Annotated in this window: 23 protein-coding genes; 12 read left to right on the top strand and 11 right to left on the bottom strand. The window is 36.3% G+C overall.

From position 1 onward, the window contains the following. Positions 1–13 precede the first annotated feature (13 nt). The 4 genes from B5V89_RS10685 to B5V89_RS10700 all read left to right on the top strand — a co-directional run bounded on the left by B5V89_RS10685 (position 14) and on the right by B5V89_RS10700 (position 5,819). On the top strand, positions 14–2,083 hold the full coding sequence (locus tag B5V89_RS10685; protein WP_066233785.1) for a CocE/NonD family hydrolase: 2,070 nt from the start codon (positions 14–16) through the stop codon (positions 2,081–2,083). A 27-nt stretch (positions 2,084–2,110) separates the two neighbouring features. Next, the gene (gene corA, locus B5V89_RS10690) at positions 2,111–3,061 is read left to right on the top strand and encodes a magnesium/cobalt transporter CorA (protein ID WP_066233782.1); all 951 of its coding nucleotides are present in this window, start codon (positions 2,111–2,113) and stop codon (positions 3,059–3,061) included. Positions 3,062–3,346: 285 nt separating this feature from the next. Then, on the top strand, positions 3,347–3,946 hold the full coding sequence (locus tag B5V89_RS10695; RefSeq protein WP_084347793.1) for a LysE family translocator: 600 nt from the start codon (positions 3,347–3,349) through the stop codon (positions 3,944–3,946). A 199-nt stretch (positions 3,947–4,145) separates the two neighbouring features. Beyond that, entirely contained in the window at positions 4,146–5,819 is a 1,674-nt protein-coding gene (locus B5V89_RS10700) for a glycerol-3-phosphate dehydrogenase/oxidase (RefSeq protein ID WP_181294650.1), read from the top strand. 38 nt (positions 5,820–5,857) lie between these two features. Here B5V89_RS10700 and B5V89_RS10705 read toward each other — a convergent pair whose 3' ends face one another. Then, positions 5,858–6,352 carry a PCYCGC motif-containing (lipo)protein gene (locus B5V89_RS10705; protein ID WP_108071903.1) on the bottom strand — a complete coding sequence of 165 codons (495 nt, stop codon included), beginning with the start codon at positions 6,350–6,352 and terminating at the stop codon, positions 5,858–5,860. Positions 6,353–6,535: 183 nt separating this feature from the next. Here B5V89_RS10705 and hmpA point away from each other — a divergent pair, with 183 nt between their 5' ends. Continuing rightward, the gene (gene hmpA / locus B5V89_RS10710) at positions 6,536–7,816 is read left to right on the top strand and encodes an NO-inducible flavohemoprotein (RefSeq protein WP_244913483.1); all 1,281 of its coding nucleotides are present in this window, start codon (positions 6,536–6,538) and stop codon (positions 7,814–7,816) included. Between the two features lie 38 nt (positions 7,817–7,854). Here the strand turns inward: hmpA and B5V89_RS10715 are convergent, their stop codons facing one another. The 3 genes from B5V89_RS10715 to B5V89_RS10725 all read right to left on the bottom strand — a co-directional run bounded on the left by B5V89_RS10715 (position 7,855) and on the right by B5V89_RS10725 (position 11,974). After that, a complete protein-coding gene (locus B5V89_RS10715) occupies positions 7,855–9,270 on the bottom strand; it encodes a SpoVR family protein (RefSeq protein WP_108071905.1) in 1,416 nt (471 codons plus the stop codon). A gap of 126 nt (positions 9,271–9,396) precedes the next feature. Then, entirely contained in the window at positions 9,397–10,629 is a 1,233-nt protein-coding gene (locus B5V89_RS10720; protein WP_084347772.1) for a TolB family protein, read from the bottom strand. Between the two features lie 256 nt (positions 10,630–10,885). Further along, on the bottom strand, positions 10,886–11,974 hold the full coding sequence (locus B5V89_RS10725; RefSeq protein ID WP_108071907.1) for an MFS transporter: 1,089 nt from the start codon (positions 11,972–11,974) through the stop codon (positions 10,886–10,888). Between the two features lie 225 nt (positions 11,975–12,199). Between B5V89_RS10725 and B5V89_RS10730 the strand changes: the two genes are divergently transcribed. Together B5V89_RS10730 and B5V89_RS10735 are read left to right on the top strand one after the other, a co-directional pair. Next, positions 12,200–12,463 (top strand): YhdB family protein, encoded by a 264-nt coding sequence (locus B5V89_RS10730; protein ID WP_066233757.1) that lies wholly within the window; start codon positions 12,200–12,202, stop codon positions 12,461–12,463. A 109-nt stretch (positions 12,464–12,572) separates the two neighbouring features. Further along, positions 12,573–12,992 (top strand): disulfide oxidoreductase, encoded by a 420-nt coding sequence (locus tag B5V89_RS10735; protein ID WP_066233754.1) that lies wholly within the window; start codon positions 12,573–12,575, stop codon positions 12,990–12,992. A gap of 206 nt (positions 12,993–13,198) precedes the next feature. On the opposite strand, the gene B5V89_RS10740 is transcribed toward B5V89_RS10735, so the two are convergent. Next, on the bottom strand, positions 13,199–13,606 hold the full coding sequence (locus B5V89_RS10740) for a DUF5365 family protein (protein ID WP_066233751.1): 408 nt from the start codon (positions 13,604–13,606) through the stop codon (positions 13,199–13,201). A 116-nt stretch (positions 13,607–13,722) separates the two neighbouring features. Between B5V89_RS10740 and B5V89_RS10745 the strand changes: the two genes are divergently transcribed. Together B5V89_RS10745 and B5V89_RS10750 are read left to right on the top strand one after the other, a co-directional pair. Further along, positions 13,723–14,631 carry an RluA family pseudouridine synthase gene (locus tag B5V89_RS10745; protein WP_108071909.1) on the top strand — a complete coding sequence of 303 codons (909 nt, stop codon included), beginning with the start codon at positions 13,723–13,725 and terminating at the stop codon, positions 14,629–14,631. Positions 14,632–14,725: 94 nt separating this feature from the next. Beyond that, positions 14,726–15,040: a DUF3870 domain-containing protein gene (locus tag B5V89_RS10750; protein WP_108071911.1), complete on the top strand. Its 315-nt coding sequence runs from the start codon at positions 14,726–14,728 to the stop codon at positions 15,038–15,040. Between the two features lie 39 nt (positions 15,041–15,079). On the opposite strand, the gene B5V89_RS10755 is transcribed toward B5V89_RS10750, so the two are convergent. The 3 genes from B5V89_RS10755 to wrbA form a co-directional block, all read right to left on the bottom strand. Beyond that, complete coding sequence (locus B5V89_RS10755) at positions 15,080–16,291, bottom strand: acyl-CoA dehydrogenase family protein (protein WP_108071913.1); 1,212 nt, start codon at positions 16,289–16,291, stop codon at positions 15,080–15,082. Positions 16,292–16,302: 11 nt separating this feature from the next. Then, entirely contained in the window at positions 16,303–17,490 is a 1,188-nt protein-coding gene (locus B5V89_RS10760) for a CaiB/BaiF CoA transferase family protein (RefSeq protein WP_108071978.1), read from the bottom strand. Between the two features lie 278 nt (positions 17,491–17,768). Then, positions 17,769–18,377, bottom strand: coding sequence for an NAD(P)H:quinone oxidoreductase (wrbA, locus tag B5V89_RS10765; protein ID WP_108071915.1), 609 nt, complete (start codon positions 18,375–18,377; stop codon positions 17,769–17,771). A gap of 335 nt (positions 18,378–18,712) precedes the next feature. Here wrbA and B5V89_RS10770 point away from each other — a divergent pair, with 335 nt between their 5' ends. The 3 genes from B5V89_RS10770 (at position 18,713) to B5V89_RS10780 (ending at position 21,868) form a co-directional block, all read left to right on the top strand. Further along, entirely contained in the window at positions 18,713–19,333 is a 621-nt protein-coding gene (locus B5V89_RS10770; protein WP_108071917.1) for a DUF47 domain-containing protein, read from the top strand. An 11-nt stretch (positions 19,334–19,344) separates the two neighbouring features. After that, positions 19,345–20,349, top strand: a complete 1,005-nt coding sequence (locus B5V89_RS10775) for an inorganic phosphate transporter (RefSeq protein WP_108071919.1) — start codon at positions 19,345–19,347, stop codon at positions 20,347–20,349. Positions 20,350–20,560: 211 nt separating this feature from the next. Beyond that, positions 20,561–21,868, top strand: coding sequence for an NCS2 family permease (locus B5V89_RS10780; RefSeq protein ID WP_108071921.1), 1,308 nt, complete (start codon positions 20,561–20,563; stop codon positions 21,866–21,868). 213 nt (positions 21,869–22,081) lie between these two features. Here B5V89_RS10780 and qoxD read toward each other — a convergent pair whose 3' ends face one another. The 3 genes from qoxD to qoxB are packed head-to-tail and all read right to left on the bottom strand — an operon-like array spanning position 22,082 to position 24,917. Continuing rightward, positions 22,082–22,369 (bottom strand): cytochrome aa3 quinol oxidase subunit IV, encoded by a 288-nt coding sequence (gene qoxD, locus B5V89_RS10785; RefSeq protein WP_066233724.1) that lies wholly within the window; start codon positions 22,367–22,369, stop codon positions 22,082–22,084. After that, entirely contained in the window at positions 22,369–22,977 is a 609-nt protein-coding gene (gene qoxC, locus B5V89_RS10790) for a cytochrome aa3 quinol oxidase subunit III (RefSeq protein WP_425319829.1), read from the bottom strand. The genes qoxD and qoxC overlap by 1 nt, the downstream gene beginning before the upstream one ends. Then, entirely contained in the window at positions 22,974–24,917 is a 1,944-nt protein-coding gene (gene qoxB, locus B5V89_RS10795) for a cytochrome aa3 quinol oxidase subunit I (protein WP_108071925.1), read from the bottom strand. Before qoxB ends, qoxC begins: the two co-directional genes overlap by 4 nt. Positions 24,918–24,919 lie beyond the last annotated feature (2 nt).

Raw genomic sequence — 24,919 nt, forward strand, 5'->3', positions numbered from 1 at the left:
GGAGATGATTTGTTTGGAGCTTTTCTATTATGTTTCGGGGATATTACAAGCGAAAATACGAATGGGAGAAAAAATAGAGATTCGGGCTATAAATAAAAATATGAATTCATGTGTCTTTTCTTTGGAGAAAATCCAAAACATCCTCCATGAGGCAAGGCATGTGAACTGGACTGAGAGTGAAACTGTATTACTGAATTCTGGTGAACAGTTTACTAGATACGAAAAGGTCTCAGATTCTGTTTGGATATATGCGATGACCGGAGAAAAGCAACCAATTGATTTAGTAATTGAGCTCAATCAAATAATTGCCTTCCTTTATCACGAGGGAGTCGATAGTGCGGTTTTAGTTGTACCTGGGTACGAACACTTAACACCGCTAAAAATGTGGAATGATCCGTTACTTTCTCGTGCTTCATTTGAGATCGAGCATATCGGAAAAATCGATGTTGAAATGCGGGATGGCGTGAGATTAGCAACAGAGGTTTGGCTGCCGAAAAATTTGAAAACGGGAACACGAATCCCAACGATATTAATTAGAACGCCATACGGAAGAATGTCATACGGATTGAATAAACTACGTTTTGTCCAACGGGGATTTGCTGTTATTTCACAAGACGTGCGAGGACGGGAAGATTCCGAGGGAGAATGGCTGCCGATGTATCATGAAATGAATGACGGTGATGATACACTTAATTGGATCGCTTCCCAAAGCTGGTCAGATGGGAATGTTGGGATGATAGGTTCCTCCTATAGCGGTTTTGTTCAATGGGCAGCGGCTGCAAGTGGAAACCCCCATTTAAAAGCTATTATAAGCATTGTTACGGCCGGCACTCCATTTGGAGATTTACCGCGAAAAGACGGTCTTTATTCTTCCGGATTAATGGCATGGATTTTTATGATGGCGAAGCAAAAAACGAATAGAGATGCATTAAAACGAGATGATTGGGATGAAGTGCTAGCTATTCGTCCGCTTAAGGATATTCCGGAGAAAGCGCTTGGTTTTAACATTCCTTTTTGGAATGAGTGGATGAAACATCCCGATTATGATGAGTTTTGGGCATCTTTTGATTGGTCAAAACTTGGTGAAAAAATCAATGTACCTTCCCTCTATATTTCTGGTTGGTATGATGATGATGGAAATGGAACGACGGAGGCATGGGAGCTAAATCAGAAACATAATCGTGAGAATCAAAGATTAATTTTAGGCCCATGGTATCATAATTCAAATGCTACACGAGAAATTCATCATGTCCAATTTGGCTTAAATGCGATTCGATATGATCTTGATCTATTATGTCAGCGTTGGTATGATCGCTTTTTGAAAGGAATTGAAAATGGTGTGGACACAGAAACAGCTGTTGACTATTATACAGTTGGTGAGAATCAATGGAAAAAGGCTAACAACTGGCCGCCAAGCAACGTACATTTAACAAACTATTATATTCAAAGTAATAGTAGCGCCCAAACAAGCTTTGGTGATGGCAAAATAAGCACTTCCCCTTCAAAAATTGATGGCTGTGATCATTATCTTTTTGACCCAAAGGACCCTGCCCCCTATTTAATAGATGTGTCTGAAAATGAGTGCAGTGTTCCGGAAAATTATCGTGACGTAGAAACAAGAAAGGATGTTTTAGTCTATACTTCTGAGCCTTTGCAGAATGAAATTGAAATCGCCGGGGATATTTATGCAATCATTTATGCAGCAACTTCTGCAAAAGACACCGATTGGTTAATTCGGATAACAGATGTCGATGAAAAAGGGAATTCCATTCGCCTATCTGATGGAATGGTTCGCGCTAGATATCGAACGTCGTATGAAAGCCCAAAATTGGTAACACCACATCAAATTGAAAAGTATGAAATAAAATTATCGAAAATTGCTCATTTATTTAAGAAGGGACATCGTATCCGTATTGCCATTACATCCGGAGCAAAAAATGCTTCATTTCCGAATCATAATACAGGAAACGATCCGGCAACTGACACGGAATGGGTAATAGCAGAACAAACGATATTCCATTCAGAGCAATATCCAAGTCATATAAAGTTACCAATTGTGGGTAAAATGGGGCATACTAACTAAGAGTAATTTTTAGTAAGGAGTATACCCATGATTAGAACATTAGCAGTTACAATAACTTATGATTTACTACATGATGTTCCGCTTGAGGAACTATCTTCTTCCAAATATATTTGGTATTGGATAGATTTCGATCGTCCTACAGAGGAAGAAATTCTGAAACTAAGAAATCCATTGAAATTTCATCCTTTGGCAATTGAGGACTGTATTCATAAACTTCAAAGGCCAAAATTAGATTATTACGAAGATCATACATTTTTTGTTATGCATAGTCTTCATCCCGATGAATTAGTAAAAGAAGAAATCAATATCTTTCTAGGAGAAAATTTCATCGTCACTTTTCACCATCACAAAGCAAAGGAAATTTTTGATGTATGGACTCGTTTTAGCGAAAGCGAATCCTTTGAAAATTGGGATTCGTATCATATTTTATATGAAGTGATGGACAAAATTGTTGATAATTATTTTCCGATTATTTATAAGCTTGAAGATCGGCTTAACGAAATTGAGGACAATTCTAAAAATGAAACAATGGAAGTGTTGTTAGAGAGTTTATTTGATACGAGACATGATTTGCTTTCGATGCGAAATACAGTCACACCTATGAGCGATTTATTATATCGCATGTTAAATTCACACCGTTTAGAAGGGATTCAAAATAGAATCGCCTATTTTGCCGATATCCACGATCACTTGCTTAAACTTGCCGGAATGATTGATTCCAGTCGGGAATTAACGGCAGATATTAGAGACAGTTATCTTTCATTAAATGCACATCAAACCAATCGTGTCATGAAGGTTCTTACCGTCATTACCACCATCTTTATGCCGCTAACACTAATCGCAGGTATTTATGGAATGAACTTTGATTACATGCCCGAACTACATTGGAAATTTGGCTATTTCATCATTCTATTCATCATGTTTTTAATTGGAGCAGGAATGTCCGCATGGTTTATGAAAAAGGGTTGGTTTAAATAAAAGTCTCTTTTAAAAAGGTTGTTGCTTTTAACAAAGCGCAGAGTGGATTGGAGCGGAAGGTACGAGACTCCTGCGGGATCAGCTGGATAGATGAGACCCCGCAGGAGCGAAGCGACGAGGAGGCTCATCACCAGCCCCGCGGAAAGCGAGTACCTGCAGCGGAAAGGAACGGACACTGTTTTTTTACATTTTCAATACCAGTATGACGTGGTAAAATATAAAATATTCAAAAGAGTGATATAAAAGGAGCTGATAAATGTGTCTAACTTTCTTTTGTTTGCTTTTATGTGTATTTGCTTAATTATTTTACCAGGTCCTGATACCGCTATTACTACCAAAAATACATTAAGTTTCGGAAAACAAGGTGGATTTCAAACCCTTTTTGGAACGTGTTGCGCACTCTGTGTTCATACTTTTGCTGTTATCGTTGGGCTATCAGCAATAATCGTTAAATCTGCTATTCTTTTTTCGATTATTAAATATGCAGGAGCCATCTATTTAATCTATTTAGGGATAAAAACATTATTATCCATCAAGCAAGACATGAACAGTGATATGTCTGAAATAAAAAGCAGCAAAGGCCATTCGTTTTTTCTCCAAGGCTTTTTAACCAATTTACTTAACCCAAAAGTTGCCGTATTCTTTTTAACCTTTTTACCACAGTTTTTAAATCCAGCGGAGAATTCGTGGAGTCAATTTCTTATAATGGGAATCACATATATCGTTCTGACCGCGATTTGGTTCATTCTATATATTACATTAATTCAACGAATCAATGTCTTTATGAAAAAGCCGAAAACACAAAAATTTATTCAAGGGATCACAGGAGCAGTCTTAGTCGGATTTGCGATAAAACTTGCTTTTGAAAAGGCTGCTTTCAAATAGGCGACAGATCCTGCATATAAATTTATAGTACTATTAAGAAAATTATGATAGAATGAAGTTAAGTTAATTATTTGGTTGGAGATTAGAGACCACACAACATTTTAGTACGATTACTAATATGCTTGTTGTGGTCTCTTTTTGTATTCCTACTTTTATTACTTATGATTTAGGGAAACTATCTTAAAAAGGGGGAATTCAAATGAAAAACACTTTTTCAGAAATTACCCGAACTGAAAACTTTGAACAAATGAGCAAGGATAAATACGATCTTCTTATTATCGGTGGAGGAATTACCGGTGCTGGAATTGCTTTGGACGCTGTTACACGCGGCTTGAAAGTTGCTTTAGTAGAAATGCAGGATTTTGCTGCCGGAACATCAAGTCGTTCAACCAAACTAATCCATGGAGGACTCCGTTATTTAAAACAATTTGAAATAAATGTTGTGAAAGAAGTAGGAAGAGAACGTGCCATTGTTTATGAAAATGGCCCGCATGTAACTACACCCGAATGGATGCTTCTTCCCTTCCATAAAGGGGGAACTTTCGGAGCTTTTACCACTTCGATCGGGCTGAAAGTTTATGACTTTTTAGCACAAGTAAAAAAAACAGAACGCCGGACAATGTTATCTGCTGAAGAAACATTACAGAAGGAACCGTTAATTAAAAAAGAAGGGCTACAAGGTGGAGGCTATTATGTCGAATACCGGACAGATGATGCGAGATTAACAATAGAAGTAATCAAAGCTGCCGTGGAAAATGGGGCAATTGTTGCTAACTATACGAAAGCGGAACAATTCATTTATGATGAACGCAAAAAAATTATTGGTGTAATTGTTCGTGATTTATTAACAAATAAAGAAGTAGAAATTCATGCTGAAAAGTTTGTAAATGCTGCAGGACCTTGGGTCGATGAAGTAAGAGGAAAAGATTACGCGAAAAATAATAAACAATTACGATTAACAAAAGGCATTCATCTTGTTTTTGACCAGTCTGTTTTTCCATTGCGACAAGCAGTTTATTTCGATACACCGGATGGACGAATGATTTTTGCTATTCCACGTGATGGTAAGACGTATGTAGGAACAACTGATACATTTTATGATAAAGATACTGCTCATCCAAAAATGCTTTCATCTGACCGTGATTATGTCATTAATGCCATTAACTATATGTTCCCGGATGTAAAAATAACAAAAGACGATGTAGAGTCTAGCTGGGCAGGCGTTCGCCCGCTTATATACGAACGAGGCAAAGATCCTTCTGATATTTCAAGGAAGGATGAAATATGGGAGGCGGACAGCGGCTTAATTACAATCGCAGGCGGTAAATTAACCGGATACCGTAAAATGGCTGAAAATGTCATTGATCTAGTGGCAAATGAATTATGTGTCACACAGCAAAGAAATCTTAAACCTTGCCAAACGGTTCACTTCCCCATTTCTGGTGGGAATCTAGGCGGCTCCGCCAATTACAAATTGTTCATTACTAAAAAAGCGAAGGAAGCGATTCAATTCGGTTTAACTGAAGAAGAAGGATATGCACTTGCAAGTAAATATGGTACAAATGTTGATTATCTATTCGACTATGCAAAGGATTATCAGGAACTTGACGAAAATCAGTTAACGCCTTTTGTATATGCGCAACTGATGTATGCAATTGAAAAGGAAATGGTCCTAAAACCTGTTGACTTCTTTATTCGCCGTACAGGAGCCTTATTTTTTAACATTATCTGGGTAAAAAAATGGAAAGAGCCTGTTCTTGCAAAAATGGAAGAAGTGTTTGGTTGGGATCCTGAACAAACGAAAGAATATACCGCTGAATTAGAAAAAGAATTAAAAGATGCGGTTATTCCTATTGACGAGCAAGTATTGTAAAAAATTTAAGGGGTGAACATTTTAAATGTTCACCCTTGTTATACTTCCGGTATTGGTGTCGGTGTTGGTTTAGCATAGCCTTCCTTATATTTTTCATCAATAGTTTTGCGAATCTCTTTCATCGATTTGCCTTTATTGTAATCTACGATTGATTGTGCCGCAATTTCTAAGCATACATCACAATTCACTCCATGTTCATCCCAAACAACGGCACCGTTTTTTTTATTCTCTTGGATAAAGCAATCATAATTGTTTTTATGTCCCATTTCTCCACAACCACAATAACACGGCATATGCTCTAATAATTCCTGATGTGAAGCTGCAGCTTGATAGATCGTTTGCACTGTTTCAGATGTATTATTCAAAAACATTGGTAAAACATCTTTACTCGCCGTCTCTTCACCCATCGGCATTGTATGCTCTGCTGTTTTCTTTTTTGGTGATTCCTTGCTTTCATTTTTAACACTACTGCAAGCTGAAAGAACAAGAATCACAGCAAAAAGGGTCAGAAGAATTCTATTTTTTCTATACATAATTTTCATCCTTTCGAGGAATTAACTTATCTTCATTTTAAAAATAATTAAAAAGGGAAACAAGCTGTATGGAAGAAATGACATAAATTGATCACACCCTAACTAATATTCCCATTAGTAAATCGTTTGTATAAGGGGAAAATATCAAATGTATTTATTCAGCTTTGGAAAGGATTGAAACCTTTGAATCAAGCAATAGATGAAAAACATGAATGGAAAGATATACTAAATACTGTAAAAAAATTAGACCCAAAAAAATTAGAAATCGTTAAAGCAACCCTTCCGATCGTTCAAGAACATGGTGAAAAAATTACGAAGCGATTTTATAAAAGATTATTTGAAAATCATCCCGAGTTGAAAAATGTTTTTAATATGACACACCAAATTACTGGCCATCAACCGAAAGCATTAGCAAATGCCGTATATGCAGCTGCTGCTAATATTGAAGATATGAGTGCCATTATGCCTGTTTTAGAACGAATTGGGCAAAAACATCGAAGTTTACAAATTAAACCGGAGCAATATCCAATTGTTGGCGAAAATTTATTAGGCGCGATAAAAGAAGTGCTTGGCGATGCAGCAACAGATGAGATTATCGATGCCTGGGCAGATGCATATGAAGTGATTTCCGATGTATTTATCCGGATGGAAAACCGTTTATATAAAACAGCAGAAACCCAGCCCGGGGGCTGGGCCGGATTCAAAGACTTTATTATTGATCGTAAAGTGGAGGAAAGTGAAGTGATCACTTCATTCTACTTAAAGCCTAAAGATGGAAAAGAACTACCTCAATATATTCCGGGTCAATATATCACCGTAAAAATTGATATTGAAAAAGAGAAGTATACTCATTTACGGCAATATAGTTTATCCGATCGCCCTGGAAATGATTATTATCGTATCAGTGTAAAACGGGAAGATCCAAAATCGGAAGAACTTCCACCAGGAGTTGTTTCGACAGATTTACATGAACTATTTAACGAAGGGGATATTCTCCCTATTTCCGCTCCAGCCGGTGATTTCTACCTCGATATGAATAGTAATACTCCCGTTGTTTTAATTTGCGGAGGAGTGGGAATTACGCCATTAATGAGTATGCTAAATACGATTATTGAGAAACAACCGGACAGAAAAGTATATTTTATTCACGCTGTCATGAATGGGAAAGTTCAAGCGTTTAAGGACTATATTAAACAAGTAGCGGCTAAAGAGCCTAATGTTGAAGCCTATTCCATTTACTCACACCCGACAGAAGAAGACAAAAAAAATAAAGCTTTTGATAAAGAAGGATTTATTACATTAGAATGGATGAAAGAAATATTGCCAAATAACGATTCACAATTCTATTTTTGCGGTCCGGAACCTTTCATGAAAGTTGTGAACCGTGCATTGTTAGACTGGGGTGTTCCTAAAGAGAATATTCATTATGAATTTTTTGGGTCTTTCGGAGATTTAGAAGACTAAAGTAAAAAAGGGTTGTCAGGCAACCCTTTTTTACTTTCTCATAAATATTTCCTTTGTACACTACGTCCATCATACGTAAATAACATTTCCTTATTTTCTACTATCGATTCTAAATGAACTGTTCTTCCCCATATTTGATGTATATATGGCAAGACCTTTTCTAAATATTTTAAATCTAATTCGATCCCCTCATACCAATGCTTTAAATACAATTCACCATTTTTCATATAATCGCCATCATTTACTGTAATATATGGAAAACCGCCATTTACACGGCTATTTACTAGCTGGTCACGGACTTTTTTCCAATCTTTTTCAACAATTTTATAATCCCGACCTTGCTTTTGGAAAAGATACATATCTTCCCGCATAACCAAATCTTTCGTTAAATAATTCCTAAGAAAGGAAATATCCCCTTCAATTTCGCGCACTTCAAACATTTTTTCCCTGCCTGAACCCGGCTTTTCTCCGCGTTTGATCATTTCTTCGGTCGGATTATTGTATCGCTCCTCAATATCTTCAAAAATTTTCACACCTAAATAATACGGGTTAATTCCTGTTTTGGATGGTTGGACGACGCCTGCGTTTAATTTGGCAAATTCAATTGCCTCATCACTTGTTAAATCCATTTCACGAAGGATTCGTTGATGCCAATACGACGCCCAGCCTTCATTCATGATTTTCGTTTCCAGCTGCGGCCAGAAATAAAGCATTTCTTCACGAATCATTGTCATAATATCCCTTTGCCAATCCGTTAATTCACGGCTGTACTGTTCGATAAACAACATAATATCTTTTTCAGGCTGTGGAGGAAATTTCTTTATTTTTTTCTTTAGCTCAGGCTTTTTATCTTTTTTCTCATCTAACGACCATAAATCATCATAGGGTGAGGACGTTTTTTTCTCTTCTTCCCACTCCTCTTCTTCTTCAATGGACCAAGTTAGTTTTGGCCTCATAAGCGATGGATCAATATGTTCTTCAATAGCAAGTACAGCATCGATAAATTTTTCCACTTCACTTTTGCCGTATTTAATTTCATATGCGCGAATCCGTTCTGCAGTAGCTGACATACTTTCAACCATGTCTCGCTTTGTATTTTGAAAGCGAACATTGTTTTTGAAAAAATCACAGTGTGCCAGAACATGTGCAACTATTAATTTGTTTTGAATAAGTGAGTTGGAATCTAGTAAGAAGGCATAGCATGGATTTGAATTGATCACTAATTCGTAAATTTTACTAAGTCCCAAATCATAATGAAGTTTCATTTTAAAAAATTGTTTTCCAAAGCTCCAATGCGAAAATCGGGTTGGCATTCCATATGCCCCAAACGTATAAATGATATCTGCCGGGCAAATTTCATAACGCATCGGATAAAAATCTAAACCAAATCCAGTCGCAATTTCGGTTATTTCAGATATGGCATATTCCAAGGCTTTTTCATCTTCATGATTCATCAATATCCCCCTTTTCCTCGGTCTCCATTATGATTAATAGAGAACACTGTTAAGGAACAATCCTCTTACAACAATGTATGAAGGACATAGATAAATCATGTAGTGGAATTCTTATTTTACTTGTAGTTACTGGTAAAAGATGTCTACAACATCATCCCAATTTCTTTTTTCATAATAATCTGGTACTGTATCAATTTGTTTAATATAGATTTTCGCCGTCTCCCCATTAGGTTTAGCCATCCACATATCCGTCGTTTTTCGATTTGAACGAAGCCAGGTTAGTCGATTGATAGAAGAAATATATATAGGGTGATAATCTCCAAATCCTTTATTAGGAGAGGTAATCTTTGCCTGCTCATTCTGTTTCGTATCGACTTTGTATAAAGATGGAAGCGGTCTTTTCTTAGGATTATTCGACCATTCCGTCTCCTTCGCTCTCGATACTGTAAGAAGCGATGGATCTTGCCAAGTAAAATCCCAATCGACAAAGCCTTTAGGGGTATAGGAGCTCGTTTTTAATGCTGGCAGTATCTTTATATTTAAATGCTTATTTTCAATGGCCATTCTTCCTTCGCCACCGATGTATGCTAAATAATTTTTATCCGATGCCCATTGAAACCATGACTCGTTTAAAATCATATCTTCAAGTTTTGTAAAGTTCGTTCCGTCAGTTCGGATAATGCAAAGCATATCGTTGTCCATCGACCAGGAAGCTGTTGGTGTGGCCAAAAAAGCAATCCACATACCGTTAGCCGACCATTTAAAACGGCTCGTTTGAATGGCAAAAAAGTCAGAAGATTGTTTAGGTAATGTATAGAAATGCTCCATTTTGGCAGGGTTCATTTTTGCATCAAGTGGAATTTTGTATAATTCAACACTTGTCCAACCTGTTGGCAGCAAATTCGATATCGAAGAGGCTAAAAATTCCTTTCCGTTTGGAAACCATGAATAATTGCCCACACCGGATGCCACATTTTCAAATCCTTTATTTCGTTTTTCTACATCGATCATGTTAATATCATTAAAAATTTGAAAGGCAATAATATTCTTTTTCGGGGACCATTGATAATTTGAAGCTTCTCCCCCATATAAGCGAAATTGCTTTTTTGATTGTGTATTATATGTCCAAAGTTCTTTTCCTTTTTTAAAGGCAATCCACTTGCCGTCGGCTGACCATTTTGGACCGCTTACATTTCCTTCTTTTGTGATTTGTTGTTCTTTATTTCCTACTTTCAGCCATAAATTCGTGTGTCTTATAAATGCTATTTTGACCGATTCTGTTTTTGCGAATAGTGGTTCTGTATTTGTAAAAAGAAAGAATCCAATCATTATAGCTATTATCCAGTATTTCTTTTTCATGTACTCACCTTCCCGACAAAAATTCTTCCATTACTTAGTTTCGCCTTTTTGTTGGGAAATATTTCGGTTTTGTTTTTAAATAATGACCGTTCCTTTCCGCTGCAGGTACTCGCTTTTTCGCGGTTCTGCGATGAGCCTCCTCATCGCTTCGCTCTTGCGGGGTCTCATCTGTCCAGCTGATCCCGCAGGAGTCTCGTACCTTCCGCTCCAATCCACTCTGCGTTTTTTTAAAAGAGCCTTTCGAATAAGAGCCTTTTTAATCCTGGTTGGCTTTTTCCAACAAATAGTATAAACCCAAAAAAATAGTCAGAGTGCTTGTTATCAAATACAATGAACCAACACCATATACGTCAATAATCAATCCGAATGCTAATAGGCTGATCACCATCACACTTGTTAAAAAGAATCCATTTTGTCTTAATATGCTTTTTTTTATTAATCTTGAAGTAAGGATGGTGTCTCTGATTTGTGAGGTTGCTCCACCGAGAAAAACAAACAAAATCATCCATAGATGATGAGTAGTAAAGGACAATAGCAATAGAATAATTCCCATACATAAAGTATTTATAATTAAAATCTTACGTTCGAACAAAACGAATATTGAATGAAATTTCATGAGTAAAAAATAGGCAAACACGATTCCGCTAAAAAAAATGGAATTGATGATTCCCCACCAAGATATTTGATTGTGCACTAATAAAAAAAGAATAACTGCCGTCCATGAGGTTCTAACGACTATTTCAATTACATTTACAATATGTATATTTTCACCATTATGTCTTTGGTGATTCCGTAGGAGAATAGCTGAATTTTGAGAAGGGATAGCATAAAAAATAATTAAACTAACTGTGGATAAAATAATTGCAACAAAAAGGACAATTTCACTATTTCCTTTTAAAAATAACAGCGAACCAATAATCCAACTACTTAAAAGGATGAGTGGGTCTAAATAAACATGGAACCCATTCGACACCAACATATCTTCACGTTTTGAAATAAATGATTGAAGTGTATTCATATTATGAAGAAAAAATCCATCAAGAGTTGCTATTATAAAGCTAAGAACCAATAATGGAATGCTCGTTGCATGATGGTTAATAACCAAAATAAAAAAAAGTACCAAAACGATAATCTTTATGGATTGAGTGCTGAAAATGTAATTATTGGCTAATCTTAAACCAACGACATTGCCAATATATTTACCAATAAGAACGAAACAACTAATCAAAACCAAAAATAATGGTGAATGTGTAACGATAGCTATAAAAGAAATAAAGTAGAAAACCTCTGCAAACTTGTTTAAAATTTTGGCAAGCTGAAACAATCGAAATACCTTTGTTTTCATCCCATTTCCTCCAAGTGCTTGTTTATCCCTTTTTCATTTTACCGAACTATTCACATTATTCATAGAACAATAATAAACATTGACTATCCATGTTAAAATAAAACAACCATGTGGCATCAGCATCACCAAGTTTTTCAGCAACAAAAAATAGATGTGATGCATATACTAAAAACAACTCCTTAAAAGTGTTAGTTATACAGTTGATTGATAAAGGAGGAGGTTGTTTTGAATAGTGTTGACTACGATCGTGCTCTATACTATACCCATCGATCACAATGGGATAATTTATTGATTTTGATGGTACGAACGAAAGACGACATGCTTTCCAAGAGAATCGAGCATCTTCTTCATGCATATCATTTTTCGCACGATTACACAGTAATTGAACGTAACCTATATTCCCTACTCCGTTATATTGATCACGCACATGAAATGAATGTAGCAAATGATGTGATAAGTGCCGAAGCAGTTCATTATACAAAGGTATAAAGCAAAAAGCGGCTTTTTCCCCGAGGAAAAGCCGCTTTACATTTTACAATTCCCATATATGAATACTATAATTTCTTTAAGTAATTATGTTTTTAAAAGGAGTAACAATATGCAAAACAAAAATATGTTTTGGAATTTTGCTTGGATTGTGTCAATTATCGCGATGTTAGGCAGCCTTTATTTTTCCGAGATACGACATTTTGTCCCTTGTGAATTATGTTGGTTCCAGCGAATTCTTATGTATCCATTAACAATTATTATTGGCGTATCTATATTCAGAAAAGAATACCAGCTCTCAATATACACAGCGATCTTATCAGGAATTGGAATCCTTACTTCACTTTATCATTATTCTATTCAGAAGGTTCCTTTCTTAAGTAGCCATGCACCTTCGTGCGGACAAATATCTTGTACAGGCGAGTATATTAATTGGCTTGGGTTTATTACCATTCCTTTTTTAGCACTCATTGCGTTCATTTTAATCTTTCTATCCAGTATCATCGTTTATCGAGAATTTGAAAAAAAATAAAAAGGTTATTTTCGTAATAAAGTTTTTGGGGAAAACTGGCTTTTATATAAAAGCACAGAGTGGATTGAAGCGAAAGGCACTTGACTCCTGCTGGATCAGCTGGACAGATGAGACCCGCGGGGAGCGAAGCGATGAGGAGGCTCATCGCATCGCAGAACCGCGAAAAAGCAAGTGCCTGTAGCGGAAAGGAACGGTTCATGCCTATTTTATATAAGCATTTCGTTCGCAGCACTTTTATATATGCTAAAAGATTCCGTCGATATTTTTTGATTTGAATTAAATTGGGTATAAAAAAATGGGAAGGGGATTGTAAATTTATTTAAAATTTGGACATTATGGTTAAATAATTCTTCATATCGTTTATTCATTTTCTTATGGATTTTTTCCTCTAAAATAACGATTATTGTTTGCAAACTGGCTATCACTTGATAGGCGTCCTTCAGTGTCCCAATTTTTTCAAAATGGTGTTTTTCTATTTTTAATACACCAATGCTTTTAAATTCAGCAATCTCTTCATCTTCATAATAATACGGAAATATATCGCTATAAAAATAATTAACCAATTCGTTTATTTTTTCCTCTTGCTCCTTCGTTGATGCAAATAAAACCTTCACTAGTGACCCACCCTTGTATTTGTATTACACCTTGACCGATTGTTATATTAAATAAAGAATAACATATAAAAACAGTAAAAAAGCGTGGTAATTATGACCATGTGAAAGGATAAATTATGGAGACAAATCAATCAGGAAAATGGTTTCAATTTCATATCCCAAACAAATGGAATAATTTTACGATTGAAAACATTTTAAAAGAGGAATGGAAAGTACCAAAAAAACTGCTACATGAAATTCGAATGGATAAAGGTGTCCGTATTAATGGGGATTATATAAACTGGAACATACCTTTAAAAACAAATGATTTATTTGAGATCGCTATTTTTCAACATGAAGATTATGGTGTAATTCCACAAAATTTATTAATTGAAGTGCTTTATGAAGATGACCATCTAATCATTGTCAATAAGCCGGCTGGGATTGATACACACCCAAACGTTGATGGCCAAAAAGATACTTTAGCAAATGGTGTTGCTTATTATTTCCAGGAAAAAAATGAGTTTCACCGTGTTCGTCATATTCATCGCTTGGATCGTGATACATCTGGAGCAATATTGTTTGCAAAGCATGCACTTAGTCACGCCATTTTAGATCGCTTGCTAAATGAAAGAAAAATTAAAAGAACGTATTATGCACTCGTACAAGGGATTATTCGACCCTCTTCTTTTGTTATTGATGACCCAATCGGCCGAGATCGCCACCATCCAACGAGAAGAAGAGTTTCCAAATCTGGTCAAACAGCCATAACAAGAGCAACCGTTTTAAAAGTCTTTCCGAAAGAAAAATTCACTCTTATTGAATGTTCACTCGATACGGGGAGAACGCATCAAATTCGCGTTCATTTAAGCTCCATTGGGCATCCACTTGTTGGTGATACCCTTTATGGGGGAAAAGCTACTTTTAAAAGACAGGCGTTACATGCAAGAAAATTATCCTTTGTCCACCCATTTTTAGGACAAAAGGTGGAATGCATTGCACCTTTTAATGATCCATCTCCTATCTTCGAAAAGTTTCAGCTTTGAAACATTCGTGCAATATATCGTTAATTATCGTATAATCAGTCTATACTTTTCTTAATTTTCATTCTATTAGGACGAACAAGAAGGAGAGATGCGTATGAATACCCTTTTTATTGCGGGACATGCTAAGCTGCCGGCAGGAATGGCCGCGAAGAGCATATACGAAACGTTAACGATAACTGCTGAAATTGATCGCAAATATGGAGTAATTGTTGAAGCAACTTGTACCCTTGCTACATCTCATGGACGTGATTTCATCGCCCATTTGTTAAAAGGCTATAGCTTAAAGGATGGGATTGAAGCACCTCTTCACGAATTAAAAAGCTGTTATTTTGGAAAAGCCTATAATGCCTTATCATCAGCATTAAAAGATTTACATAAACAATATTTAATTATGACGGAAAAAAAATAGAGAAGACATAAAATATCTTCTCTATTTGTAATGGAGTTTTTAAACAGGCAGATTTGAATCTACTTGAAACGGCCATGAAGGAAGCATCTCATTTAATGGTTTATCCGTTCTGTATCCCAATACGTACTCAGCCTGCATAATTGTATGAATTTCACGGGTTCCTTCATAAATAACAGGAGCCTTTGAATTACGTAAATATCTTGCGACCGGATATTCATCTGAATAGCCGTATGCACCATGAATTTGAACGGCATCATCCGCCGCTTTATTAGCAAAATCACATGCTTGCCATTTCGCTAATGATGTTTCCCGTGTATTCCTTACACCTTTATTTTTCAATTCTCCAGCTCTAAATACGAGCAGCCTGCTCATTTGTAATCCTGCTTCCATATTCGCAATCATTTGTTGGACGAGTTGATGTTTTCCAATTTCTTTTCCAAAGGTTTTTCGCTCATGACAATATTTCACACTCGCTTCTAACGATGCCATGATCAAACCACATGCGCCTGCAGCAACAGTAAATCTACCGTTATCTAACGCTGACATCGCAATTTTGAATCCTTCCCCCTCTTTACCGAGAAGATTTTCTTTCGGAACCTTTACTTGGTCAAAAAAGATTTCCCCCGTGTTTCCGGCACGAATTCCCAATTTATTTTTGATTGCCTTTGAAGAAAAACCTGGCATCGTTCTTTCTACGATAAATGCCGAAATGCCATGGTGTTTCTTACTTTTATCTGTGTATGCAAAAACTAAAAAATGGTCTGCTATATCACATAAGGAAATCCATGTTTTTTGTCCATTTAAAATATAATGATCGCCATCTTTCACGGCGGTTGTACTTAATGCCGCTACATCGGATCCTGCACCTGGTTCAGTTAAGCCAAACGCTCCAACTTTTATTCCTTTCGCTTGTGGAGTTAAGTATTTATGTTTCTGCTCCTCCGTTCCCCATTGTAATAACGTTAAACTATTGAGGCCGGTATGAACTGATACAGCCGTACGATAGGCTGTATCACCTCTTTCTAATTCTTCACAAACAATTGCTAAAGAATTATAGTCCATTCCACTTCCACCATAGCTTTCTGGTATACAAACTCCCATTAATCCTAACTCAGCCAGTCGTTTCATAATATGAGGCTGAAAAAGTCCCTTAGAATCCCATTCGCCAATATACGGCATAATTTCCTTGTCTACAAAATTCCTTACCGTTGATCGTAACATTACTTGTTCTTCAGAATAATCAAAATTCATTTTCCGCACTCCTAAACGATTTTATTATTTTTTAATTCCCTAATTTCTTCAATTGAGTATCCTATTGAATTGAGAATCTCTTCCGTATGCTCACCTGCAATTGGTGGATGATGCTTTATTTGAATTGGAGTCTTTGAAAGTTTTAACGGACTTCCAACAAGTTTCATCTTTCCTGCTTGAGGATGCTCCTTCTCCACAACCATTTCTCTAGCTAATACTTGTTCGTTTTGAAAGACCTGCTCAAGATTATTAATTGGTCCCGATGGGATTCCGTTTTCATTACATAAGGCTTGCCAAAATTCTGTCGGCTTCTCACTTAATACTTGTTGTAAAATTGGAACTAATTGCTCCCTATTCTCGACCCGTTTTGCATTACTTGAAAATAACGGATTCTTTGATAATTCTTCTTGCCCAATCATCTTAACGAATTTTTCAAATTGCCGGTCATTTCCAACTGCAATAACCATTTTTCCATTTGCTGTATCGAATGTTTGATATGGAACAATGTTGGCATGGGAGTTTCCTAGTAATCCCGGAATTTTTCCCGACATTAAATAATTGCTTGCAATATTTACAAGTGAGCTCACTCCAGCATCAAACAATGAAATATCTAATTTTTGCCCGGTGCCGGACGTTTTTCTTTCAAGCAAGGCAGCTTGTATGCCAATACATGCATATAGGCCTGTTAAAATATCAGTAATTGCGACACCGACTTTTTGTGGTCCGGAATCCGAATCCCCGGTAATACTCATTAACCCGCACATTGCTTGGATAATATAATCATATCCAGCTAAATCCTTATATGGACCTGTTTCACCGAAGCCTGTAATCGAGCAATACACGAGTTCGTTATTTATCTTTGAGAGATTTTCAAAGTCTAGTCCTAATCGTTCCATTGTGCCTGTTTTAAAATTATGGATGAGTACATCACATTCTTTGACTAATTTCCGGATAATTTCTTTGCCTTTTTCAGATTTTAAATCGACGGTTAAACTTTTTTTATTTCGATTTGCACAGAGATAGTAGGCACTTACTCCATTTTTAAATGGCGGTCCCCAATTTCTTGTGTCATCGCTACCGTTGGGCGCTTCAATTTTAATCACTTCAGCTCCCAAATCTCCTAACACCATCGTGCATAACGGCCCAGCTAAGACTCTCGTTAGATCAAGTACCTTAATTCCGGATAATGTTTCTCCCAGAACTACTCCCTCCTTTCTAAAAAACAAAAAGCCAGCCCTTCATTTTGCGAGATCGCTAAAAATGAAAGACTGGCTTATAATCTGATTGATTCATTTCGGCAAGAAATGTATACAGATTTTAACAGTCAAAGTGAGTTATTCTTAATTCCTGTATCCGCCTAAAGGTAATTTAGGTCAAAGGAATTTATATATTAATATTTTACTCTATTCATAATTATTTGTAAATAGCAGATAAAAAAAGAACCAGATCTTTAAAGAACTGGTTCCAAGTTTTTTATTTATTGTAATCCTGCTTTTACCCATTCAGCTACTTGAACCGTACGTTTTGCTTGATGTTTTACTGCTGCTTCTGCATCTTCAACGATTCCTTGATCTGTTACGGTAACAGTTGTTCCGTAAGGATTTCCGCCTGCTGCGTAAATGGATTGATCAGTATAACCAGGTGCTGCAATAATTGCTCCCCAGTGCATCATTGAAGTGTAAATAGTATGGATCGTTTGTTCTTGTCCACCATGTGCATTTCCCGCAGATGCCATTGCACTTACTACTTTATTAGCTGTTTTCCCTTGTGCCCAAAAGCCGCCTAATGTATCTAAAAATTGCTTCATTTGTGAAGGGATATTACCAAATCGTGTAGGTGCACTGAAAATAATTGCATCTGCCCATTCAATATCGTTTGCCGTTACTACATCAACATTTTGAGTTTCATCGACATGTTTTTTCCAAGCTGGGTTTGATTCAATTGCTGCCGCAGGAGCTAATTCTTCTACTTTCAAAACTTTCACTTCTGCTCCCGCTTCTTTCGCAGCAGCTTCTGCCCATTTTGCCATCTGGTAGTTCGTACCAGTTGAACTATAATATACGATTGCTAAATTAACTTTAGTCATAATGATTTCTCCTTTTTTGTAATAACATTAGAAGTTGTTTATCGATTTCATTTAAAGCGAACAATTTTAATATGCTCAAAACTAAATAAGTTAATTCTTATTTCAGTTCGAAAACTTTGAATCAGAAAATCTCAACTTCGAGATAAAATATAAATAATTTTAGGATTTTTGTCAAACAATAAAGATTAACTTTAAATTAATCATTTTATAATGTGAAAAATTAATGACAGTATGAAAGCGTATTCGCAAAAAATTTCGACATATTTCTTTAATCTTTTGTGAAAATCATATAAAATAAATACGTTTGATAATACAAAGCTTTTAGGAGGCTCTTTATGGTATTTAAAAACAAAAAAGACAAATTCGCGGTGCTGTTAGGGAATATTTCGACAAATTTAAGAGAAAGCATGAATTATTTTGCAGATTATAAAATAAATAATTCGGATGATTTAAAAGTTTTTGCTCAGAAAATGAAAGAATATGAAACACAAGGAGATACATATGTACATCAAATGATATTGGAGTTGAATGATACCTTTATCACTCCGATTGAAAGAGAGGATTTATTAACGTTAACGAATAGCCTCGATGATATTCTTGATGGCTTAGAACATTGCGCATATATTTTTGAAGTATATCATATAACCGCGGCGGACAGTTATATGTATAAATTTGTCGATGCAATTAGAAATTGTACGGTTGAAATTGATAAAGCAATTGATCTAATGTTTCACAAAAAGCTTCCAAGTATGCGACCACACGCAATTAAAATTAAAGAATACGAATCCATGTGTGATGACGTTTTAAGGGAATCCATCAAGGAGCTATTCAAAAATGAAAAGGATCCTATCCGTTTAATTAAATATAAAGAGGTATATGAGGACCTTGAAGAAATCGCTGATTATTGTCAAAGTGTTGCAAACATTTTAGAAACTATAATAATGAAGAACGCATAAGGAGTCTTTTTATGGATAGTGTATTAATAATTACCATACTCATCGTTGTTTGCGCGCTGGCTTTTGATTTTATTAATGGGTTTCATGATACAGCAAATGCGATTGCTACGGCTGTTTCGACGAAAGCTTTAAAACCTAGACATGCAATTATACTAGCAGCTTGTATGAATTTTTTAGGCGCAATGACGTTTACAGGTGTTGCCAAAACCATCACAAAAGATATCGTTGATCCTTTTACACTTCCTAATGGATCAATCGTTATTCTATCAGCCTTAATTTCAGCCATTGCTTGGAATTTAATTACTTGGTATTTCGGTATTCCGAGTAGTTCCTCACACGCAATTATTGGCTCTATTGCAGGTGCTGCTATTGCAGCGGCAGGATTTGCTTCATTAAACTATAAAGGCTTTATTAAAATTATTGAAGCACTGCTTTTATCACCAGTTATCGCGTTTGCTATCGGATTTATAGTTTATAGTATTTTTAAAGTCGTTTTTAAAAACTTCAATTTAACGAAAACGAATAAAAGTTTTCGTCTAATACAAATTTTCACTGCCGCCCTTCAGTCCTATACACATGGTACGAATGATGCGCAAAAGGCTATGGGTATTATTACGATGGCATTAATTTCAAATGGATATTTGACTGCGGCTAATGCAGATGTTCCATTATGGGTTCAAGCGTCCTGTGCCACTGCAATGGGTCTTGGTACATCCATTGGCGGGTGGAAAATTATTAAAACCGTTGGTGGAAAAATCATGAAAATCCGCCCGATTAATGGGGTTGCAGCAGATTTAAGTTCGGCGTTGATTATCTTTGGTGCGACATATATTCATTTACCTGTAAGTACAACACATGTCATCTCTTCCTCCATCTTAGGTGTTGGATCATCACATCGAATTAAAGGAGTAAAATGGGATACTGCCCAAAGGATGATTATTACTTGGGTAATCACACTACCTATCTCTGCTATATTAGCCGGATTAATTTATTTACTTTTAAACAATATATTATAATTTTAAAAAATGAAAAAGCAACGAAAAATAATTTCGGTGCTTTTTTCTTTTCGTCTAGTAAATTTCCCATAATGGAATCCATGATTATTTATCATTAATTGGTAAAACTAATGTAATCCACGTAATAAATAAAAATTTATTGCCAAAGTTATCAAAAACGAATAATATATTATTTGTGACAAAAAATGTTCGTGTTTCGGAGGAAAACTTTATGTTTAAGCTTTTTAGATTAAAAGAAAATGGCACAAATGTTAAAACAGAACTTATTGCCGGTTTAACTACATTTTTAACGATGGTTTATATTGTGGTCGTCAACCCGGTGATCCTCAAAGATGCAGGTGTACCATTTGATCAAGTCTTCATGGCGACGATTATTGCCGCTGTTATCGGGACATTATGGATGGCACTGTTCGCAAACTATCCAATTGCGATAGCTCCCGGAATGGGATTGAACGCCTACTTTGCCTATTCAGTCGTTGGATCTCATGGAAATATTGATTATGTCACAGCATTTTCCGCTGTTTTTGTAGCTGGTATTGTTTTCATTATTTTATCGATTACACCGTTTCGAAGTAAACTAATCGAAGCAATTCCCGTTAACTTAAAGCTTGGTATTACTGCTGGTATTGGTTTATTTATTGCTTTTATCGGATTAAGACAGACCGGTGTCATCACAGCTAGTAAGGAAAATTTAGTTCAGCTTGGTGATCTTCACAATCCTCTAACAATACTAGCTTTAGTTGGACTTGCCATTACATTAATTTTGATGGCACGCAATATTCACGGTGCATTATTTATCGGTATGATTATCACTGCAATTATTGCCTTGTTCACAGGTCAATTGTCCTTTGATAAAGGATTTGTTGGGATGCCGCATTTTCCCGAGTTTATTATTCATAATCCGATCACTGCCTTTAGCGATGTGATTCATCATAGTTTATATGCTGTTGTATTTTCCTTTTTACTCGTTACCATATTTGATACAACTGGAACGATGGTTGGAGTCGCTGAACAGGCCGGATTAATGAAAGGTAAAACGATGCCACGGGCACGAGAGGCGTTGTTATCAGACTCTATTGCAACGACCATTGGTGCTATCTTCGGAACAAGCCCAACGAGTGCATTTGTTGAATCAACATCTGGAGTTGCTGCTGGAGGAAGAACAGGATTAACAACAGTTACCGTTGCTGTACTCTTTATCATTTCTTCATTCTTTGGCCCATTAGTAAGTGCTGTATCCGGCCTTTCCGCCATCACTGCTCCCGCTTTAATTATTGTAGGTAGTATGATGATTGGCAGTGTTTCGCATATTAATTGGTCTGAACTTGATGAAGCCTTTCCTGCATTTATTATTATTTTGAGTATGCCGTTAACTTCCAGTATTGCCACAGGAATTGCATTTGGATTTATTTCTTATCCGATATTGAAAGTTGTGCGAGGAAAATGGCGTGAAGTTCACCCACTCGTTTATTTATTTGCCGTATTATTTTTCTTACAACTCGCATTTATACCTCATTGATTTCGGAATCGGCATTGAGCCGGTTCCTTTTTTTTAAAACAAAATCATAGACTTTGATACAGATTTAGAAACCGATCAAATTTGCGGGGAGACCGATCAAAATTTCTGGCACACCCATCAAATTTTTGCTTGAACCAATCATAATAAGAGTAATAGGCTGCGTATTGCCATGAAAAAACGCCTACACCACAACTGGCGTAGACGTTACAATGATTAATTATGCATTACCCATATCGATCCTAATACAATCGTAAGGGCGATGATAATACTGTAAATGATATTTCCAATTTGTACGACCGAATTATCGCTTTCTTTAATATGCATAAACATGAATAGCTGCATGCCTGCTTGTAAGAAGGCTAGAATACCGATAATCGACATAATTGTTGGTCTTGGAAGATTCGTGTGAAGAGCAACAAACATGGCTGCAATCGTCATCACTAATGATAGAAAGAAACCAACGATGTGCCCAATTGGATATTTCGAATGATGTTGTTCCATTACTGAATCAACCCTCCTAAATAAACGAACGTAAAGATAAAGATCCATACAACATCAAGGAAATGCCAGTAAAGACTGATGACGAAAAATTTTCTTGATGTTACAGGTGTTAGCCCTCTTTTTACTAATTGGATAATCAACAGAATGCCCCATAAAATCCCCATCGAAACGTGCAAACCATGTGTTCCTAGTAAAACGAAGAAGCCAGATAAGAATCCACTCGTTTGTAAAGTTGCTCCTTCATGTACATAATCGATAAACTCATGAAGCTCAAAGTAGATAAAGCCTGCACCTAATAATAGGGTAATGATAAACCATAATAGCAAGCCTTTTTTATTATTATTTCTCATTGAAAAAATCGCAAGCCCGCATGTGAAACTACTAACTAAAAGGAGAATAGTTTCTGTCATGACATCTTTAATTTTAAACAATTCTAATTGATCCGGTCCGCCAGCTGTTGAGCCTGAAAGAACGAAATAGGTAGCGAAGAGAGTCGCGAAAAGCGCGATCTCTGCACCTAAGAAAATCCAAAAACCAAATATATTTAATCTGCTTTGCTCAGATTGATATTCTAATGGTAAAGATGTGTCTAAATGTTCACTCATCATCTTTCACCCCTTGCTGCAAGTTCTGTACTTAATATTTCATCTACCTCAACATGGTAGCCTTCATCTTTGTCAAATGAACGCCATGCTAGACAGCCAAGGATAATAATTAATCCAATGATCGCCATCCACCACCATGAGAAGACAAGTCCAAATCCTCCGATACCGAAGCCAACAGCTGAAATAAATGGCATAGCCGTATTGTTCGGCATATGGATTGGTTTCACATCCTCTTTATTAAAGCGAGGAGTTTTGTTTTGTTTCATTTTCCAATAAGCGTCTACATCATCAACAACAGGTGCAACGGCAAAATTGTAATGTGGAACAGGAGTTGGTGTTGACCATTCTAACGTACGACCATCCCAAGGATCACCTGTAACATCACGTTCACCTTTTTTAAGACTGTAGAGAATGTTCCATACTAAGACAAGGAAGCCGATACCCATTAAGACTCCGCCGATCGTTGAAACGACGTTTAATCCTGTCCAGCCAAGACCATCTTGGTAAGTGTACATACGGCGAGTCATTCCTTTTAAACCAAGAACAAATTGCGGCAAGAAACATACGTTAAAGCCGACCATCCAGAACCAAAATGTAATTTTTCCAAGCTTTTCATTTAGCATATGCCCAAACATTTTTGGATACCAATAATGTAAACCTGCGAAACATGCAAAGGCTACACCCGGAATTAATGTGTAATGGAAGTGAGCGATTAAGAAATAACTATTATGATATTGATAATCCGCTGCTGCCATCGCTAGCATGACTCCTGTTACCCCACCAATTAAAAAGTTAGGGATGAAAGCTAATGACCAAAGCATCGCAGTTGTTAATTTTATTTTTCCTTTATACATCGTAAAGAGCCAGTTAAATAATTTCACACCTGTCGGAATTGCAATCAGCATCGTTGAAATCGAGAAGAATGAGTTAACAGCCGCTGAATTCCCCATCGTAAAGAAGTGATGCACCCATGTGAAATAACTAAATAGCGCAATAGCTAACATTGAAAAGACCATCGATTTATATCCAAATAATCGTTTCTTCGCAAATGTACTGATAATTTCTGAATAAATACCTAAAGAAGGTAATAACACAATATATACTTCTGGATGTCCCCATATCCAGAACAGATTACTCCAAAGCATTGGCATACCGCCTGATGCCATCGTAAAGAAATGAGAGCCAAATAGACGGTCAAAAGTCATTAAAGCTAAAGCAACTGTTAATACAGGGAAAGCAAAGATAATAATGATACACATAATTAATACGGACCATACGAACATTGGCATCTTCATTAATGACATACCTTTTGCTCTCATCTTAAGAATCGTCACTAAGAAGTTAATACCCGTAATAAGTGTACCGATCCCCGCAATTTGCAACGCAACTGCATAATAGTTATTTCCAACTCCAGGACTAAATTCAGTACCCGCTAATGGAAAATAGGAAGTCCATCCTGCAGTAGGTGATCCACCAATAATAAAGGAAATATTAAAGAGTGCACACCCGGCAGCAAACGTCCAAAAACTGAATGCATTAAGCATCGGATAAGCAACATCACGTGCTCCAATTTGAAGTGGAACAGCAATATTTATTAACCCCATTAAAAATGGCATTGCCATAAATAAAATCATAATCGTACCATGTGTTGTAAAAATACCATCATAGTGATTCGCATCTAATAATTTTAAGTTCGGTGCCGTCAGTTGTGCACGCATCATCAATGCATCAACACCACCACGGAAAAGCATTAATACTGCGACTAATACATACATAACACCGATCTTTTTATGATCGACAGTTGTCAACCAGTTTTGCCAAAGCCATTTCCATTTTTTAAAGTAAGTTAAGAAAAAAACGATAGCGATCATCGCAAGGGCGATTCCTGCTTCTGTTACATATATAATCGGCTCGCCGGTGACGAAAAATTCATCAAGCTTCATCC

The organism is Heyndrickxia sporothermodurans (assembly GCF_003055045.1).
GTDB classification, from domain to species: domain Bacteria; phylum Bacillota; class Bacilli; order Bacillales; family Bacillaceae_C; genus Heyndrickxia; species Heyndrickxia sporothermodurans.

Coding starts and splice junctions, on each gene's coding strand:
- B5V89_RS10775 (WP_108071919.1), top strand. CDS start 19,345: ATGGATAGTGTATTAATAATTACCATACTCATCGTTGTTTGCGCGCTG.
- B5V89_RS10725 (WP_108071907.1), bottom strand. CDS start 11,974: ATGAAAACAAAGGTATTTCGATTGTTTCAGCTTGCCAAAATTTTAAAC.
- B5V89_RS10720 (WP_084347772.1), bottom strand. CDS start 10,629: ATGAAAAAGAAATACTGGATAATAGCTATAATGATTGGATTCTTTCTT.
- B5V89_RS10780 (WP_108071921.1), top strand. CDS start 20,561: ATGTTTAAGCTTTTTAGATTAAAAGAAAATGGCACAAATGTTAAAACA.
- qoxD (WP_066233724.1), bottom strand. CDS start 22,369: ATGGAACAACATCATTCGAAATATCCAATTGGGCACATCGTTGGTTTC.
- B5V89_RS10700 (WP_181294650.1), top strand. CDS start 4,146: ATGAAAAACACTTTTTCAGAAATTACCCGAACTGAAAACTTTGAACAA.
- B5V89_RS10735 (WP_066233754.1), top strand. CDS start 12,573: ATGCAAAACAAAAATATGTTTTGGAATTTTGCTTGGATTGTGTCAATT.
- corA (WP_066233782.1), top strand. CDS start 2,111: ATGATTAGAACATTAGCAGTTACAATAACTTATGATTTACTACATGAT.
- B5V89_RS10705 (WP_108071903.1), bottom strand. CDS start 6,352: ATGTATAGAAAAAATAGAATTCTTCTGACCCTTTTTGCTGTGATTCTT.
- qoxB (WP_108071925.1), bottom strand. CDS start 24,917: ATGAAGCTTGATGAATTTTTCGTCACCGGCGAGCCGATTATATATGTA.
- B5V89_RS10695 (WP_084347793.1), top strand. CDS start 3,347: ATGTGTATTTGCTTAATTATTTTACCAGGTCCTGATACCGCTATTACT.
- B5V89_RS10755 (WP_108071913.1), bottom strand. CDS start 16,291: ATGAATTTTGATTATTCTGAAGAACAAGTAATGTTACGATCAACGGTA.
- B5V89_RS10715 (WP_108071905.1), bottom strand. CDS start 9,270: ATGAATCATGAAGATGAAAAAGCCTTGGAATATGCCATATCTGAAATA.
- wrbA (WP_108071915.1), bottom strand. CDS start 18,377: ATGACTAAAGTTAATTTAGCAATCGTATATTATAGTTCAACTGGTACG.
- B5V89_RS10770 (WP_108071917.1), top strand. CDS start 18,713: ATGGTATTTAAAAACAAAAAAGACAAATTCGCGGTGCTGTTAGGGAAT.
- B5V89_RS10745 (WP_108071909.1), top strand. CDS start 13,723: ATGGAGACAAATCAATCAGGAAAATGGTTTCAATTTCATATCCCAAAC.
- qoxC (WP_425319829.1), bottom strand. CDS start 22,977: ATGATGAGTGAACATTTAGACACATCTTTACCATTAGAATATCAATCT.
- B5V89_RS10750 (WP_108071911.1), top strand. CDS start 14,726: ATGAATACCCTTTTTATTGCGGGACATGCTAAGCTGCCGGCAGGAATG.